Below are 17073 nucleotides of genomic sequence, written 5' to 3'. Positions count from 1 at the left end.
ACTCCGCTCGTGGAAAGGTGAACTTTCAATTTTTCTCGCGTCAGGAGTCATGGAGAGGGTCAGAGCGGCCGCAGGGGGGTTCGCGTGCGGCTATACCGGTTCAGCTTTCCGCTGGTGCGGGGGTGATGAAGCGTGTGATGGCGTGCGTTGCCGTCGGGAAAGATGGACCGGGAAACGTGTGAAAGTTGCAGTATTCCGGTCGGTGACGGTCTCTCCGGCGGCCGAGCCGGGTCAGCCGCGGGTGACCTGAGGAGTCGGCTGGTGATTCGGCTGGGTGGCCGTGGGCCGCGGCCTGGGGGTGGATTTGGCGGCGCACTCGGCCTGGCAGCGGGGGGTGGCGCCGAGGCGGGCCCGCATGGAGGCGACCTCGGTGCCGGGGGAGAGGGTGGGATTGCCGGTCATCCAGGCGTCCAGGTAGGACCACGGGTCGACCATGCCGCGGCGGACCCACCAGTACGCCGAGGAGGTCTGCCAGGAGATCGCGAAGTACAGGCCCGACGACCCGCCTTTGCCGTCGCCGGAGTCGCCGACGGTGCCGAGGACCTGGCCGGCGCGCACGGCGACACCGGGACGGATGCCGTTCCCCACCGAGTCGAGGTGGCCGCCGAGGTAGCGGACACCGTCCTTGCCGACGACGGTGACGAACCGGCCCACCCGGTCGGCGCCGCGGTCGGTCGACGCGGTCCAGCGGTTGCGCGTGTTGGTCTCGTGCACGACGCCGTCCACGGGTGCCACGAACGCGCAGCCCTTGCCGGCCCACACGGTGGTCCTCGGTACGGCGGCCTGCTGGCGCGGGTAGGTGACACGGCAGCCGCGCACCGGGAAGACGTACTTGAACGGTGACAGCTTCGGCGGCGGCACCCGCACCGGGGGGTCCCCCTTGGGGACGGCCGCACCGGGGGTCGCGGTGGGGTCGAGCGACGCGGGGTCGATCGCGTCCGGGCTCGCCTCGGGGCCGCCGCTCGGGCCGGCCGACGCCGCCGGGCCGGTCTCCGTGGCGGTCACCGGGTCGGTCGCCGGGTCACCTGCCGGGTCCGTCGCCGGGTCGGAGGCGGACGGCGCCGGTGGCAACGTGCTGATGCCGGCCACTCCGCCAGGCGCCGCGCAGGCCGTACCCGCGGTGGTGACCAGCACCGCCGCGGCGATGGCCGCCAATCGCCCCGATCGCATGATCCCCACCCGTCAGACGTTACCGAAAATGAGCGTTTCCTTTGTAACGGACCTCCACCTACATCACGCACCATTCACGAAAAATCACCCATCATGCTCGGCCGTCGTCCGGCGCCTCCCGTCCGGGCCGTAGACTCACGGACGTGGCCGGGCGGATCAGTGACGACGACATCGCGCTCGTGCGCGAGCGCTCACCCATCGCCGACGTCGTGGGGGAGCACATCCAGCTCCGCAACGCCGGCGGCGGCAACCTCAAGGGCCTGTGCCCCTTCCACGACGAGAAGTCCCCGTCGTTCAACGTGACCCCCACCCGGGGGTACTGGTACTGCTTCGGCTGCGCCGAAGGCGGCGACGTGATCACGTTCGTGCGCAGGCTGGAGCATCTGACGTTCAGCGAGGCCATCGAGCGGCTCGCGCAGCGCGCCGGCATCCAGCTCCGCTACGAGCAGGGGGGGTACGTCCCCGGCCGCGAGCACGGCGAGCGCACCCGGCTGATCGAGGCGCACAAGGCGGCGGCCGAGTTCTACACCGGCCTGCTCGAGGCCCCCGAGGCGGCCCCCGGCCGCAGGTTCCTCGCCGAGCGAGGGTTCGAGCGCGCCGACGCGGAGCACTTCGGCGTCGGGTACGCACCCGCCGAGTGGGACCGCCTGGCCCGCCACCTGCTCGGCCGCGGTTACACCGTCAACGAGCTGGTCAAAGGCGGCCTGGCGCGCGAGGGCCGCCGCGGGCCGGTGGACCGCTTCCGCGGCCGGCTGGTGTGGCCGATCCGCGACATCACCGGCGACGTCATCGGCTTCGGCGCGCGCAAGCTGCTCGACTCCGACGACGGCCCCAAGTACCTCAACACGCCGGACAGCCCCATCTACAAGAAGAGCACCGTGCTGTACGGCATCGACCTGGCCAAACGCGAGATCTCCAAGCGCTCCCAGGCCGTCGTCGTCGAGGGGTACACCGACGTGATGGCCTGCCACCTGTCGGGGGTGCCGACCGCCGTGGCGACCTGCGGCACGTCGTTCGGCGAGGACCACATCAAGGTGCTGCGCCGGCTGCTGCTCGACCAGGCCGAGTTCCGCGGCGAGGTCGTGTTCACCTTCGACGGCGACTCGGCGGGTCAGAAGGCCGCGCTGCGGGCCTTCGCCGACGAGCAGAAGTTCGTCACCCAGACCTTCGTGGCGGTGCAGCCCGACGGTCTCGACCCCTGCGACCTGCGGGTCAAGCACGGCGACGGCGCCGTGCGCGACCTGATCGCCGGCCGCGAGCCGCTGTTCGCGTTCGCCATCCGCAGCGTCATCTCCCGCTACGACCTCGACAGCAACGAAGGCCGCGTCGCCGCGCTGGACGCCGCCGCGCCGCTGGTCGCCGGCATCAAGGACCCGGCGCTGCGCGGCCGTTACGCCGTCGACCTCGACCGATGGCTCGGATTCATGGACGAGCGCATGGTGCTGCGCCGCATCCAGGAGGTCGGTGGCCGGTCCGGCGGCCAGACCTCCGCGCGCGGCTCGCGCCGTCCCGCGCCGCCGGCCCCCGACCCCGCCGACCCGGTGGTGCGCGTCGAGGTCGAGGCGCTGAAGCTCGCCGTGCAGCGTCCGGCGCTCATGGGGCCCGAGTTCGACGCGCTCGGGGCCGCCGTGTTCACCGTGCCGGGCCACGCGGCCCTGTACGAGGTGATCGTGACGGCCGGCGGCACCGTGGCGGCCGGGCCCGGCGGCCGTGAGTGGGTCGACCGGTTGCTCGGGGCCACCGAGGACGGCGCCGTGCGGGCCATGGTCACGCGGTTCGCCGTGGAGCCGCTGCGCGCCGACCTGGCCGACGAGGAGCGTTACGGCGCGGCCGTGCTGGCCCGGCTGGCCGAGGTGGCCGTCACCCGCGCGCTGGTGCAGATCAAGGCGCGCATGGAGCGGCTCAACCCGGTTGAGCAGCAGCAGGAGTACAACCGCCTGTTCGGCGAACTCGTGGCGCTCGAACAACAACGGCGGGTGTTTAGAGAACGTGCCGTCTGACGCGTAATTAACTTTACTTTCCGCTGGTCAACGCGGCCAAACATTCCTGAGATATCGATTCGGTAATGACCGCCGCCTTACCATCGGTGACAAAAATAGGCCTGCCCTTTTCTGTATGCCATACCGCAGACTATGACGCGTGGGTGCATCGGTGCTGCCAAGCGGACCGCCGTCTGTCGACCAGGTGGCGGATCTAGTCGCGAGAGGAAGGGAGCGCGGGGCCGTCACCGTCGACGACGTGGCCGCCGCGCTCGACCGCTCCGAGCTGCCGGCCGACGCGCTGGAACGCGTCGTGCGCATGCTCGCCGAAAAGGGTGTGGAGGTGCTCGAGCCCCCGGGCGACGACGACACCGTCCGGCCCGACGAGGAGGACGTCGGAAAGCGCGCGCCGACCAGCGATCTGGTCCGCATCTACCTCAGGGAGATCGGCCGCGTCCCGCTCCTGACGGCCGAGGAGGAGGTGGAGCTCGCCAAAGCCATCGAGGCCGGCCTGTTCGCCGAGGACAAGCTGTGCGACCTCGGGCTGCGGCTCGCGAAACCCGAGTTCGAGGAACTGGTCTGGGAGGGGGTCCGCGCCAAGCAGCGGCTCATCGAGGCCAACCTGCGGCTCGTGGTGTCGATCGCCAAGCGGTACGTCGGACGCGGCATGCTGTTCCTGGACCTGATCCAGGAGGGCAACCTCGGCCTGATCCGCGCGGTCGAGAAGTTCGACTACACCAAGGGCTACAAGTTCTCGACCTACGCCACGTGGTGGATCCGGCAGGCGATCACCCGGGCCATCGCCGACCAGGCGCGCACCATCCGCATACCGGTGCACATGGTCGAGACGATCAACAAGCTGGTGCGGGTGCAGCGTCAGCTCCACCAGGATCTCGGCAGGGAGCCCGCTCCCGAGGAGATCGCGCTGGAGATGGACCTGCCGGTGGACCGCGTGGTGGAGATCCAGCGCATCGCGCAGGAGCCGGTGTCGCTGCAGTCACCCATCGGCGAGGAGGACTCCGACCTCGGCGACTTCATCGAGGACGCCGACGCCGTGGTGCCGATGGAGGCGGCCGCCTTCATCATGCTCCAGGACCAGCTCGACGACATTCTCGCCACCTTGTCCGACCGCGAGCAACGCATCATCCAGCTCCGCTTCGGCCTGTCCGACGGCCACCCGAGGACCCTCGAGGAGGTCGGCCGCGAGTTCGGCGTGACGCGCGAGCGCATCCGCCAGATCGAGTCCAAGACCCTCGCCAAGCTGCGCCACCCCACCCGCGCGCAGATGCTCAGGGACTACCTGGAGTAGAGCGGGGATCCGCGCCACCGAAGCCGGTGACCTGGCCATGCCCCGGGTCACCGGCTTTCCGCATAGGAGGCGGACATGCGCGGCGCACCAGGGACGGCGCCGCGACAGGTGTGCCGCGACACGTCCGGCACGACATGGGTGGCGGCGTGATCTGTGTGCCGTGACACGTCCGGCACGAGATGGGTGGCGGCGTGACCTGTGTGCCGTTACACGTCCGGCACGAGATGGGTGGCGGCGTGATCTGTGTGCCGTGACACGTCCGGCACGAGATGGGTGGCCGCATGACATGTGTGCCGCGAACGTCCGGGTCGACACGGGGTGGCCGCGTGACTTGGTGTCGCGACACGTCCGGCGCCGCATGTGCGGCGGCGCGACCTCGGTGTCCGACCGGGGTGGCGGACATGGTGGCGCGACCGGTTGTCGCCGGCATCAACGCTTCGGCCGTGGTTTCACCACAGACCGCACCAGATCCGGATCCTGAGTCTCGATCTGCTTGGCCGGCTTGTCGGGTTCACACCGTCGTTCAGGGCCCCCGCCTTTCTCCTTCGGTCTTGGTCCGGTACCCGGGAGGGCCACGCGGCGGCCGTCGTCATTCCCCGACTCCACCTCGGTCAGGAGCGGAAACTCCTGCACCACCTCAGTGGACGCCACCCTCGCGACCCGCGCGCGGGCTGGTCAAGGACCGGTCGCGGGCCGTTGGAACGGTGCGCGCGCGGCACCCAGAAACTGGGGTCGATGAAATTTCAACTGGGGTAGTTTCAGGGTCGACAGCGGTATACCACCAGGTCAATCGGGTTCACCTATATATCACGGTGTAATGGATCCAGTCCTGATTGACACTATGTGGCAGCCCGCTCCACGCTGTGGGTGCACCACGGTCGACCGCACAGTGCTAGCTCTTCGGCATCACCCGGGCAACTCGACGGCGCGAGCCCGGATCACCACACGTGATGCCGCTGACCAGTGAGTGCCCGGTGCACGGGACGGGTCCCGCCATGGCAAGGGAAACGCTCGACGTCCCGGTGTGACCGGCATCTCTCCACGACTCCCCCGAAAAATCAGGGGTGGAGAAAGGTTGTTTGCCATGCCCAAGCTCGATCGACTCGGCGAACCGATCTACGCGTTGTTCCGCATGGTCATTGGATTCCTCTTCACGTTGCACGGCGCGGCGTCGATCTTCGGCGTGTTCGGGGGCCACCGCGGCTCCGGTCACGCCGTCGCGGTCGCGGTCTGGCCCACCTGGTGGGCCGCGCTCATCCAGCTCATCTGCGGCGCACTGGTCCTCACCGGCCTGTTCACCCGCGTCGCCGCCACCCTGGCGTCGGGCTCGATGGCGTACGCGTACTTCGTCGTCCACCAGCCGCAGCAGCTCCTCCCGCTGCAGAACGGCGGGGAGGCCGCGGCGATGTTCGCCTGGGCCTTCCTGCTGATCGTCGCGGCCGGCCCCGGCATCTGGTCCCTCGACTCCCTCCTCGGCCGCTCCCCGGCCCGCGCGTCCACCGCCGGAGCCAAGCCCGCCTTCGGCCTCGCACGTTTCGCCCGGACGCAGTCATCCGGGTCGTGACGGCCGTCCAGAGCCCCGCAAGGCCCTGACACGCGGGGCTCTGACACGCGGGGCTCTGACACGCGGGGCTCTGACACGCGGGGCTCTGACACGCGGGGCTCTGACACGCGGGGCTCTGACACGCGGGGCTCTGACACGCGGGGCTCTGACACGCGGGGCTCTGACACGCGGGGCTCTGACACGCGGGGCTCTGACACGCAGGGCTCTGACAAAGCCTGGCCGGAGTCCGCGAGGCTCTGACAAGCCCGGTCACCGGCGGGTCCCGCACCCGCCGGTGACCGGCCGCTCCTGAAGCGGGGATAAATTTCTCGACATGCGACTTCCCTGGGGCTCGCGAAGCCTTCCCGCCGACGCGGCCGTCACGCTGGAGCGCGGCGAACGGGTACTCGTCCACGCCTCCACCCCGGACGGCCTCATCGTGGTCACCGACCGGGCCCTGCACCTGCCAGGCGCGGCACCGCTGCCGTGGCACCGCATCGACCGCGCACAGTGGGACGAGGAAGGCCTGAACGTCACCGCCACCGACGGCGCCACACACCGCGTCCTGGTCCCCGACCCCGGCCGCGTACCCGAGGCGGTACGCGAACGCGTCACCTCCTCCATCCTGGTGAACCGCCACGTCCGCCTCGGCGACCGCGGCGGCGTCCGCCTGGTGGCCCGCCGCCTACCCGGCAGCGACACAGCAGAGTGGGACCTGGTCTTCGACCCCGGCCTCGACCCCACCGACCCCGGCCTCCGCGCCGCGGCAGAACAGGCCTTGGAGGACCTGCGCCGCACCATGGGGGTCTGAACCCGATCGCGAGGGTCAGAGGATGAACACCATCACGGAAGATCAATTTGATCAGGCGGGTGTGAACCCGATCGTGCAGGTCCACATCTGATCACGGGGTCCGAACCCGACCATGGAGGTTCGAACCCGATCGCGGGGTCTGAACCGACCGTGACATCGCCGAACCCCGATCATGGAGGTGCGGATCCGATGGCGGGGTCCGCACCCGACCATGGACGTCTCCGCCGAGACCATGGACGTCTCCACCGGGCCATGGCGGGTCAAGCTGCTGGAACGCGAGCAGCTCGCACGCGACCTGCACGAGGAAGTCTCCACCGGACCATGGACGTCTCCACCGGACCATGGAAGTTCGGACCCGAACATGGAAGCGGCCCGCATGAGGGGAGCTCATGCGGGCCGCGGTCCTATGGCGCTCAGGTGACGCGGTTCATCTCCCGCTCAGGCCATCCCGTGCCGGTGTCCTCAGTTGCGGCGCTCCAGCCGTTGCGGTGGAGGAAGGGCACCCGGTCACCGAGTACATCACCCAGCTTGTGCCGCGTGGCCTCCGCCGCCTTGGTGGCCTGCGCGCCGGCGAGGCCGGCCGCCTGCTGCACCATGGGGTTGTCGGACACCCGCTGCGCGAGCCGCTTGATCTGCTCGTACCGTTCCCGTCCCGCCCGGCTGCCGAGGACATAGCCGATGGCCAGCCCCACGGTGAACGTCATCTTGTATCGCATCCTTCACCTCCGTGTGCCGCTCCCGGCATCCCTGCTCTCCGCCTCCCCTACCCTCGCGGCGAGGGGTTATGGTTCCCGATGCGCACCTGTTCGGGTCCGAAGGTGGTTTTGCCGCATTCGCCACCCCGTCGAGCGGTCCACGTGCGACACGCACCCCCCGGAATGCGCTAATCTAGTTCCGCGCCGCACGACAGGGCAGAAGCCCTCCAGCGGCGGCGCGCCGCACGATCCCGTGTAGCTCAATCGGCAGAGCAGCCGGCTGTTAACCGGCAGGTTATAGGTTCGAGTCCTATCGCGGGAGCCAAGCACCACCACAGCCCCGGGGCCACGTCCCCCGGGGCTTTTCCGTCTCCACGACCCGATACCAGCCCGGACGTCCACGACCCGTCAGCGGCCCCGAACCTCCACGGACTGGTACCAGTCCCGAAAGTTCGCGACCCGGCACCAGCCTCGAACGTCCGAGATCTGATGTCGGCCCCGAGAACCGCTCCGGGGAACACGCGGCCACCTTCCCCGGATCCCGGGCCCCCCGCAACCGGTGATCCTTGGGACCCCTCCGTCTCCGAGACCGGTGATCCTTCGGACCCCGTCGTTGCCGCAACTGTTGATCATTCCTGGTATGGCGGGACAAACCAGCGTCCATACCGCAAGATGTGGATCTGCCGTGCTTTGTGGCACCACGTGTACGAGCTGTCACCGTGGTCACCGCCAGGCCCGGCGCCGCGGATCATGCCGAGTGCAGCGGGGAGAGGCCGCTGCCATTCGGGGTGCACGCCACCGCCCGGAAACGGTGACGTCACCCGTGAAAGAGCGCACATGCTGGCGTGGCTGAGATCACGGCTGCCGTCATCCCCTTCGTCTCTCTCGTCCCCTTTGTGCCCCGTGTCGCCGGTGGCCCCGCCGCCGCACCGCGGCGGGGGGACGGGACCGGTGGATCCCGGTGAGGCGGAACGGTTCCTGCGGATGTACCACGCGGAGGACCCCGACGCGGGGCCGCTCGGGCCGCGGCTGCGGGAGGTGCTGCGGCACATCGCGCGGTACGGCACCTACACCCATACCGCGGCGGAGCTGGCATACGGGGCCAGGGTCGCGTGGCGCAACAGCAGCCGGTGCATCGGACGGCTGTACTGGCGCTCGCTGCGGGTCCGCGACCGCCGCTTCGTGGACGACGCGCACGGGGTGGCCGCCGGATGCGTCACCCACCTGCGTGAGGCCACCGGCCGCGGCCGGATACGGCCCACCATCACGGTGTTCGCACAGGACCGTCCCGGCCGACCCGGCCCACGCATCCGCAACGAGCAACTCATCCGGTATGCCGGCTACCTCCGTCCCGGCGCCACCGTCACCGGTGACGCGCACGAACACATCGGCCACCTGGGGCCCGGCGGCGTCATCGGTGACGCGCGCAACGTCGAGATCACCGAGCTGGCCCTGCGCCTCGGCTGGGCCGGGGCCGAAGGCACCGACTTCGACGTGCTTCCCCTGGTGATCGAGGCCGGTGGCCGGCCACCTCTGCTCGCCACGCTTCCGCCTGACGCGGTGCTGGAGGTCCCGCTCGTCCACCCGGTCCACGACTGGTTCGCCGGTCTCGGTCTGCGCTGGCACGCCGTCCCCGCGATCTCCGGCATGTGCCTGGAGATCGGCGGTGTCTGCTATCCCTGCGCACCGTTCAACGGCTGGTACATGGGGACCGAGATCGGTGCGCGCAACCTGGCCGACCGCGACCGCTACGACCGTCTCGGCGCGGTCGCCGCGGGACTCGGCCTGGACACCTCCAGCGACCGCACCTTGTGGAAGGACCAGGCGCTGGTGGAGCTGAACGTCGCGGTGCTCCACTCGTTCGCCGCGGCCGGCGTCACCATCACCGACCACCACACCGAGTCCCGTCGTTTCCTGACCCACCTGGAACGGGAGGAACGGTCCGGCCGCCTCTGCCCCGCCGACTGGTCGTGGATCGTTCCTCCGCTGTCGGGCTCGACGACGCCGGTCTTCCACCGGTACTACGAGGACGTCCCGCTGTCCCCGGCGTTCGTCCACCATCCCCCGGACAAGTGATAGAACATAGTTCTGTAGTGGTGCGCCGATCCGGAGGGGGTCAAATGCCCGAGCTGGTCCTGTCGTCCCTGGAGGACGCCGTCCTCACTCTCACGTTCAACCGTCCCGACCGCATGAACGCCTGGACCGCCCCCATGGGCCGCCGCTACTTCGACCTGCTGGAGGAAGCCGAACGCGACCCCGCCGTCCGCGTCATCGTCGTCACCGGCGCCGGCCGCGCCTTCTGCGCCGGCGCCGACTTCCAGACCCTCGACGCCATCCAGGACGGCACCTACGACGAGGAACACGACAAACGGCCCGCCACCCACCCCACGACCATCCGCAAGCCGATCATCGCCGCCGTCAACGGCGCCTGCGCCGGCCTCGGCATGGTCCACGCACTGGCCTGCGACCTGGTCTTCACCGCCGATGAGGCCAAGTGGACCACCGCCTTCGCGAGGCGAGGCCTGATAGCCGAGTACGGCTTGGCCTGGCTCCTGCCGAGACTCATCGGCCAGGCCAAAGCCATGGACCTCCTCCTGTCCGGCCGCACCCTCCTCGGCGCGGAGGCCGCGACCCTGGGCCTCGCCACCCGCGCCGTCCCCGCCGCGCGCCTCATGGAGGAAACCCTGGCCTACGCACGAGACCTGGCCGTCCACAGCTCTCCGGCCTCCATGGCCGTCATCAAGCGCCAGGTCTGGACCGACCTGGACAAGACCCTGGACACGGCGAGTACCGACGCCGTCCACCTGATGCTGGAGGCCTTCACCCGCCCCGACTTCGCCGAAGGCGTGGCGAGCTTCGTCGAACGCCGGCCCCCGGCCTTCCCGCCGCTCTCGCTCTAGGCCACGCGGCGGGCCCCGGCGGACGGCGGGGCCTGGAGGAAACGCGGCTCGGCCCAGGAGTTCGCGGCGTACGCGGTGGTGATCTCGGCGCGCACCGCGTCGAGACGGCCCGCCGGGACGAGCGCGATGGCCGAGCCGCCGAAGCCGCCGCCGGTCATGCGCGCGCCTCGCGCGCCGCCGCGCACGGCGGCCTCGACCGCGACGTCCAGCTCGGCGCAGGACACCTCGTACTGGTCGCGCAGGGACAGGTGGGAGGCGTTCAGCAGCGCGCCGATCTCCTCCGGGACGCCGGCGCGCAGGAGGCCGACGACCGCCTCCACCCGGTGGTTCTCGGTGACGACGTGCTGGGTGCGTGCGCGCTCGTCGCCGGTGAGCGTGGACAGGGCCGACGCGAGGTCGGTCACGTCGCGCAGCGATTTCACGCCGAGGTGTCGTGCGGCGTTCTCGCAGTCGCGGCGGCGGCGCGCGTACTGGCCGTCGGCCAGTTCGTGGTGCACCCCGGTGTCGATGATGAGAAGTTCCAGGCCGGCGGCGGCGAGGTCCAGCGGGACGGGACGCGTGCCGAGGCTGCGGCAGTCGAGGAACAGCGCGTGGCCTTCGCGGCCGAGCGCGGACGCGGCCTGGTCCATGATGCCGCACGGCATGCCGACGAAGTCGTTCTCGGCCTTCTGGGACAGGAGCGCCAGGTCGAGCGGTGCGAGGCCGAGGCCGTACAGCTCGTTGAGCGCGGAGGCGACCGACACCTCCAGCGCGGCGCTCGACGACAGCCCCGCACCCCGCGGCACGTCGCCGTCGACGGCGACGTCGGCGCCGCGCACGGGGTGACCGGCCTGGCGCATGGCCCAGACCACGCCGTAGACATACCGGGTCCAGCCGGTGGAATCGTCGTCGCCGGCGATGACGACGGGGTCGCCGGGGTTCTGCAGCGACAGCAGTCGTACGGTGTCGTCATCGCGTCGTGACAGCGCCGCGGTCACCCCCCAGGGAAGTGCGTACGGCAGGACGAAACCGTCGTTGTAGTCGGTGTGCTCCCCGATCAGGTTGACCCGGCCGGGTGCGTGCCAGACGACGTCGGCGGGACGGCCGTACGCGGCCTCGAAAGCATCGGCGACCCGCATGACGAAACGGCCTCCACGTCTCGGTGAAAAGTCCGTCGTAGCTTATCCAGCGGCGCGGGGTCTCCCGGTACGACGGGGGTGGACCGGCGCTTGGCGACCTTGGTTAACCTCAGTGCGGGACGACACAAGGGAGTGTGATGACGAAGCGAGCTTTGGTGCTCGGGGGCGGCGGTGTCGCCGGAATCGCCTGGGAGACCGGAGTGCTGGCCGGCCTGGCCGCGGGTGGGGTCGACTGCCTGGCCGCCGACAAGATCCTCGGCACGTCCGCCGGGGCCACGGTGGCCGCGCAGATCACCAGCGGGCTGCCGATGGAGGAGCTGTTCCGCCGTCAGGCCGATCCCGTGCTGCAGAACACCGAGCTGCGCAGCGGCGTCTCGGTGGGGAGCCTGGTGGTGCTGTTCGAAGGCATGTACCGGCGGGAGTCCGACCTCGCCACCATGCGCAAGGAGGCCGGCACGCTGGCGCTCGCCGCCGAGACGGTGGCGGAGCCGGTACGGCACGGCGTCATCGCCTCGCGGCTGCCGCGCCACGAGTGGCCGGCGAACGCCGAGATCGAGCTGGTGGCGGTGGACACCGCGACCGGCGAGCATCAGGTGTTCCACCGCGGCTCCGGCGTGGGGCTGGTCGACGCGGTGGCGGCGAGCTGCGCCGTGCCGGGGGTGTGGCCGCCGGTGACGATCGGCGCGACCCGGTACATGGACGGCGGCGTGCGGTCCGGGGTCAACGCCGACCTCGTGGCCGGGTACGAGCGGGTGCTGATCCTCGCGCCGATGGACGACGTGCAGCTCGCCGGCCAGATCGACCTGCTGGAGGAGAGCGGCCGGGTCGAGCTTGTCATCCCGGACGAGGAGTCGGCGGCGGCGATGGGCGCCGACCCCTTGGACCCGGCCGTGCGCACACCGTCCGCCGAGGCCGGGTACCGGCAGGGCCTGGCACTCGCCGGACGGCTGTCGGTCTTCTGGAGCTGACCGCAAATCACTGCAACCGCATGCAAACCGTGAAAACGGATATGCATGGTCATAAGGGGTGAAGGTTTGGAGTCGGTGTCCTGCGGCCGCAAGCGGTTTGCAGGACACTGACCTATCATTGCGCCGTGACTCGGCGACTTGCGGAAGTGGCGAAGAAGGTAGGGGTCAGCGAGGCGACGGTGAGCCGGGTGCTGAACGGCAAACCCGGCGTCGCCGACGCGACCCGTGCCGCCGTGCTGACGGCACTCGACGTGCTCGGCTACGAACGACCCACCCAGCTCCGCGGCGAACGCGCACGCCTGGTCGGTCTCGTGCTCCCCGAACTCGGCAACCCGATCTTCCCGGCGCTCGCCGAGGTGGTCGGCGGCGCACTGGCCCAGCAGGGCTTCACCCCCGTGCTGTGCACCCGCACCGCCGGCGGCCTGTCGGAGTCCGACTACGTCGAGATGCTGCTCGACCAGCAGGTCTCCGGAGTCGTGTTCGCCGGCGGCCACTACGCCGAGGCCGACGCGCCGCACGAGCACTACCACCGCCTCCTTGAGCTGGGCCTCCCCGTGGTCCTCGTCAACGCCGCCGACGACGACCTCCGCTTCCCCCGCGTCTCCACCGACGACGCCGTGGCCGTCGAGCAGGCCTTCGGTCACCTCACCTCACTCGGCCACGAACGCATCGGCCTGGTGCTCGGCCCCGAGGACCACATCCCGTCCCGCCGCAAGCTCGCGTCGTTCCGCGCCTGCGCCGAGGCCGCCGGCATCGAGATCGGCGACGACCTGGTGGAACGCACCCTGTTCTCCCCCGAAGGCGGCCAGGCCGTCGTCAGCAGGCTCCTGCGAGGCGGCGTCACCGGCGTCATCTGCGCCAGCGACCCCCTCGCGCTCGGCGCCATCCGCGCCGTACGCCGCGTCGGCCTGTCGGTCCCCGAGGACGTGTCCGTCGTCGGTTTCGACGACTCGGCCTTCATGAACTGCACCAACCCGCCGCTCACCACGGTCCGCCAGCCGATCGAGGCCATGGGCCGCACCGCCGTCACCCTCCTCGTCGGCCAGATCGAAGGCGCCAGCGTCACCTCCGAGGAGCTGCTCTTCGAACCCGAGCTGGTGGTGCGCGGCTCCACGGCCCCCGCGCGCGTCCGGCCTCCTGCTCTGGTCAAATGACGACAAGGCGCCGCTCCGCGTGGAGTGGCGCCTTGTCCCGTGGCACGGGGTCAGCCGCTGACCGCCTTCTTGTACAGGCGGGTCGCCAGCGGGACGAACACGACCAGCATGACGGCGATCCACAGCAGTGACGCCGTGACGGCGTGCTGCAGCGGCCAGGTGGCCGCGGTCTTCATCAACGGGCTGGTGTTGCCGAACAGTTCGCGTACCGCCTGGGTGAACGTCGACACCGGGTTCCACTCGGCGACGACACGCAGCGGGGTGGGGAGCTTCGAGCTGTCGAGGAAGGCGTTGGAGACGAACACCAGCGGGAACGACAGCATCGTCGCGATGTTGTTGAACGTCTCCGGGGTGCGCAGCGCCAGCGCGACGGTCGCGGTGAGCCACGAGAACGCGTAGGCGAACAGCAGCAGCAACCCGAAACCGAGGAGCGCCTCAAACGGCGACGTGTGCACCCGCCACCCGACGACCAGCCCCATGGCCGCCATGACGACCAGGCTCGCGAGGTTCATCAGCAGGTCGCTCACGGTCTGGCCGATCAGCACACCGGACGGGGCCATCGGCAGCGAACGGAACCGGTCGAAGATGCCACGCTGCAGGTCCAGGGTCAGCGAGTAGCCGGTGATCTGCGCGCTCATGATCACGGCCTGCACGAAGATGCCGGGGAGCAAGAACTCCCGGTACGACATGCCGGGGATGTCGATGACGCTGCCGAAGACGTAGGCGAACAGGAGCACCATCACGACGGGGAAGGTGACCGCGGCGCCGAGCAGGTCGGGTGACCGCCGGATCTTCAAGGTGTTGCGCCTGGCGATGGTCCAGCCATCGGCGATCGGCATGGTCAGCGCGTTCATCAGGAGGCCTCCTGTGCCATTTCCTCGGTGCCGGACGTCTGGCGTCCGGTCAAGGCGAGATAGACGTCGTCGAGGGTCGGCCGCCGCAGCCCGGCGTCCCGCACCCGCACCCCTTCGTCGGAGAGCAGCCCGAGTACGTCCCGTAGCGTCGCGGCCCCGTCGGTGACCGGCACCGTGATCCGCAGCGACTCCGGCACCACCTGCAAGGCCCCGACCGCGACTCCCGCGAGCGTCCGCCGCGCGGTCTCCAGCTCGGCGGCGCCGGTCACCGTCAGCTCGATGCGGCTGCCGCCGACCTGGTCCTTCAGCTCGTCCGCCGTGCCGTCGGCGATGGCGCGGCCGTGGTCCACCACCAGGATCCGGTCGGCGAGCCGGTCGGCCTCCTCCATGTACTGCGTGGTCAGCAGCAACGTGCCACCCGCCGCGACCAGCTCCGCGATGGTGTCCCACAGCGCGGCACGCGCACGCGGATCGAGCCCCGTCGTGGGTTCGTCGAGGAACAGCACCGGCGGGTCGGCGACCAGCGCGCCGGCCAGGTCGATCCGGCGCCGCATGCCGCCGGAGTATCCCTTCACCGGCCGGTCCGCCACGTCGGCCAGGTCGAAACGCTCCAGCAACTCCCGTGCGCGGGCTTTGCTCCGCTTGGCCCCGAGGTGGTACAGCCGTCCCACCATCTCCAGGTTCTCCGCACCGGTCAGGTGCTCGTCCACCGCCGCGTACTGCCCCGACAACCCGATGCGCTCCCGCAGCCGCCTCGCGTCCCCGACGACGTCGAACCCGGCGACCGTGGCCCGTCCCCCGTCCGGCACCACCAGCGTGGTCAGCACCCGCACCGTGGTGGTCTTGCCCGCGCCGTTCGGCCCGAGCAGAGCGAGCACCGTGCCTCTCGGCACCGAGAAGCTCAGCCCGTCGAGGGCCGTCACCTTGCCGTACCGCTTGACCAGCCCTTCGGCGGTTATCGCGTCACTCATGAGGGTTTCTCCTTGGCTTGTTTCCGTGAGGTCAGGACCGGTGGACGTCGATGTCGCCCCAGTTGGTCTGCACGTGTACCTCGACGACCGCGTCGCTGGTCCCGGGTCCGTCCGAAGGGGTGAGGTTGTTGCGCACCACGCCGTTCTTGGAACGCAGGTCGAGCCAGGCCGCCGTGCCCTCGGCGATGCCGACGCCGACCTTGCCGTAGCCGTTCTCCAGGCGCACGGTGCCCCGCACCACCGCGCCGACCCTGATCCGGCCGTACGCCGTCCGCGCGGTCAGCCCCGCCAGCGCACGGCCGACCGTGACGTCACCGTGCGCGGTCCTCACCTCCACGTCACCGGTCACCTCACCGACGACGATGTCGCCGTTGGAGGACTTCACCAGGCCGCCTCCGTCGAGCGTGCCGAGCCGGATGGTCCCGTTGGAGGTGTTCACCTCGACGGTTCCCGCCACCCGGTCGACGGAGATGTCGCCGTTGGACGCCTTGGCCCTGATCGGTCCGGTCTCCTCGAAGTTGAGGTCGCCGTGCGGGCAGTTCAGCCTGACCTCACCGAGCGTCCCGGTGCCGACGAAATCCGCCGGCCCCTCGGCTCGCACACCTGATCCCGTCGGCAGGTCGACCGTCACGTCGACAGACCCGCGCCACGGCAGCAGGTACCCGAGCGCGCTCGGCTTCGGCCCCTTGACCAGCAGCCGTCCGTTGGAGAACTCCACGATTGTCCGTTCGGCGGCCTGCACACTCGCCTCACCGGACGGGTTGCTGGGCCGCACCTCGACCACGGTGTCGGCACGGTCGCTCGCGTTGATACGTACCTGACCGCCATAGATGTCGATCTCAGCGGTGATCGGCTCGGGGGTGTCGAAATTCGGCATGGCGGAGCCCTCCTCATGGGTCCGGTGAAGCGTCCCGGCCTCAGGGCCAGGCGAAGTGAGTAAGACGTGTGGCGCCGCGCCGGCGGCTGCCGCTAGCGCACCCAGCCGGTGTAGCTGCGACCTCCCTGCGGCGGCTGCGGCCGTTCCGCGGGACGCGGCGCCGCGCCGGGTTCGAACGCCGCCGAGATGGCCCGTACCAGGAAGGCGTTGACCGAAAGCCCCTGTCTGGTGGCCGCCTCCTCCACCCGCACCTTGAGATGCTCAGGCAGCCGCAACGTCATGCGCGCCGTCCCCCCCTCCTCGGCGTACGGCACCGCGGCAGGCGCCGGCATGGCGTCCTGTACCGGCTCCCCACCGCCGGTGGACGCCACCGGCTGCGGCGGCGTCACCACGAACGCCGGATCCCCACCGCGCAGCCGCACCTCGACCGACCCCGGCGCGAGATCACTCGTGATCTCGTCCGCCGCCGCCGACAACGCCTCCAGCAGGGTGAGCCGCGTGGCCGACTCGAGCGCGGCGACAAGCCTCTCGGTCAGCGCACGGGCTTCCGGCCCGCCGGCCTCGGCGGCCACGGCGAGCTCACGGCGGAGCTTCTCGACGTACGGCATCAGATCCATGCCACAACTATGACGTCATCATGACGTCATGTCAAGCCAGCGATGACGTCACTGTGTTTCGGGGTGACGTCATAGGTGACGCCGGCCGTCTCTCGGCCGTCTCCCGC

The 17073-nt window shown here is 70.3% G+C and carries 15 protein-coding genes and 1 tRNA gene; 9 read left to right on the top strand and 7 right to left on the bottom strand.

Annotation, left to right across the window (positions count from 1 at the left end):
• Window positions 1–231: 231 nt before the first annotated feature.
• Entirely contained in the window at window positions 232–1170 is a 939-nt protein-coding gene (locus BJ992_RS21655) for a peptidoglycan DD-metalloendopeptidase family protein (protein WP_184988663.1), read from the bottom strand.
• A gap of 143 nt (window positions 1171–1313) precedes the next feature.
• Here BJ992_RS21655 and dnaG point away from each other — a divergent pair, with 143 nt between their 5' ends.
• The 4 genes from dnaG (at window position 1314) to BJ992_RS21635 (ending at window position 6812) form a co-directional block, all read left to right on the top strand.
• Window positions 1314–3170 carry a DNA primase gene (dnaG, locus tag BJ992_RS21650; RefSeq protein WP_184983834.1) on the top strand — a complete coding sequence of 619 codons (1857 nt, stop codon included), beginning with the start codon at window positions 1314–1316 and terminating at the stop codon, window positions 3168–3170.
• Between the two features lie 184 nt (window positions 3171–3354).
• Window positions 3355–4458 (top strand): RNA polymerase sigma factor RpoD, encoded by a 1104-nt coding sequence (rpoD, locus tag BJ992_RS21645; protein ID WP_343072793.1) that lies wholly within the window; start codon window positions 3355–3357, stop codon window positions 4456–4458.
• A gap of 1084 nt (window positions 4459–5542) precedes the next feature.
• Complete coding sequence (locus BJ992_RS21640; RefSeq protein WP_184983833.1) at window positions 5543–6022, top strand: DoxX family protein; 480 nt, start codon at window positions 5543–5545, stop codon at window positions 6020–6022.
• Window positions 6023–6335: 313 nt separating this feature from the next.
• Window positions 6336–6812 (top strand): hypothetical protein, encoded by a 477-nt coding sequence (locus BJ992_RS21635; protein ID WP_184983831.1) that lies wholly within the window; start codon window positions 6336–6338, stop codon window positions 6810–6812.
• Between the two features lie 413 nt (window positions 6813–7225).
• Here BJ992_RS21635 and BJ992_RS21630 read toward each other — a convergent pair whose 3' ends face one another.
• Window positions 7226–7528, bottom strand: a complete 303-nt coding sequence (locus BJ992_RS21630; protein WP_184983829.1) for a YtxH domain-containing protein — start codon at window positions 7526–7528, stop codon at window positions 7226–7228.
• Between the two features lie 228 nt (window positions 7529–7756).
• On the opposite strand from BJ992_RS21630, the gene BJ992_RS21625 reads away from it, so the two are divergent.
• The 3 genes from BJ992_RS21625 (at window position 7757) to BJ992_RS21615 (ending at window position 10407) form a co-directional block, all read left to right on the top strand.
• Window positions 7757–7832 (top strand) — tRNA-Asn (locus tag BJ992_RS21625).
• Between the two features lie 626 nt (window positions 7833–8458).
• Window positions 8459–9583 carry a nitric oxide synthase oxygenase gene (locus BJ992_RS21620; RefSeq protein ID WP_343072792.1) on the top strand — a complete coding sequence of 375 codons (1125 nt, stop codon included), beginning with the start codon at window positions 8459–8461 and terminating at the stop codon, window positions 9581–9583.
• A 44-nt stretch (window positions 9584–9627) separates the two neighbouring features.
• Window positions 9628–10407 (top strand): enoyl-CoA hydratase, encoded by a 780-nt coding sequence (locus tag BJ992_RS21615; RefSeq protein WP_184983825.1) that lies wholly within the window; start codon window positions 9628–9630, stop codon window positions 10405–10407.
• Here the strand turns inward: BJ992_RS21615 and galK are convergent.
• Window positions 10404–11525, bottom strand: coding sequence for a galactokinase (gene galK, locus BJ992_RS21610; protein WP_184983823.1), 1122 nt, complete (start codon window positions 11523–11525; stop codon window positions 10404–10406). The two genes, BJ992_RS21615 and galK, sit on opposite strands and share 4 nt — an antisense overlap.
• Window positions 11526–11662: 137 nt before the next feature.
• Between galK and BJ992_RS21605 the strand changes: the two genes are divergently transcribed.
• Window positions 11663–12493 (top strand): patatin-like phospholipase family protein, encoded by an 831-nt coding sequence (locus BJ992_RS21605; protein ID WP_184983821.1) that lies wholly within the window; start codon window positions 11663–11665, stop codon window positions 12491–12493.
• Window positions 12494–12618: 125 nt separating this feature from the next.
• A complete protein-coding gene (locus BJ992_RS21600) occupies window positions 12619–13647 on the top strand; it encodes a substrate-binding domain-containing protein (RefSeq protein ID WP_184983819.1) in 1029 nt (342 codons plus the stop codon).
• Between the two features lie 50 nt (window positions 13648–13697).
• Here the strand turns inward: BJ992_RS21600 and BJ992_RS21595 are convergent, their stop codons facing one another.
• The 4 genes from BJ992_RS21595 to BJ992_RS21580 all read right to left on the bottom strand — a co-directional run bounded on the left by BJ992_RS21595 (window position 13698) and on the right by BJ992_RS21580 (window position 16966).
• On the bottom strand, window positions 13698–14501 hold the full coding sequence (locus BJ992_RS21595) for an ABC transporter permease (protein WP_184983817.1): 804 nt from the start codon (window positions 14499–14501) through the stop codon (window positions 13698–13700).
• Window positions 14501–15472 carry an ATP-binding cassette domain-containing protein gene (locus BJ992_RS21590; RefSeq protein WP_184983816.1) on the bottom strand — a complete coding sequence of 324 codons (972 nt, stop codon included), beginning with the start codon at window positions 15470–15472 and terminating at the stop codon, window positions 14501–14503. Before BJ992_RS21590 ends, BJ992_RS21595 begins: the two co-directional genes overlap by 1 nt.
• Before the next feature lie 31 nt (window positions 15473–15503).
• A complete protein-coding gene (locus BJ992_RS21585; protein WP_184983813.1) occupies window positions 15504–16349 on the bottom strand; it encodes a DUF4097 family beta strand repeat-containing protein in 846 nt (281 codons plus the stop codon).
• 92 nt (window positions 16350–16441) lie between these two features.
• Window positions 16442–16966, bottom strand: coding sequence for a toxin-antitoxin system HicB family antitoxin (locus BJ992_RS21580; protein ID WP_184983812.1), 525 nt, complete (start codon window positions 16964–16966; stop codon window positions 16442–16444).
• Window positions 16967–17073 lie beyond the last annotated feature (107 nt).

This window comes from Sphaerisporangium rubeum (assembly GCF_014207705.1).
Lineage (GTDB): Bacteria > Actinomycetota > Actinomycetes > Streptosporangiales > Streptosporangiaceae > Sphaerisporangium > Sphaerisporangium rubeum.
This window is presented reverse-complemented; position numbering and strand designations above follow the sequence as displayed.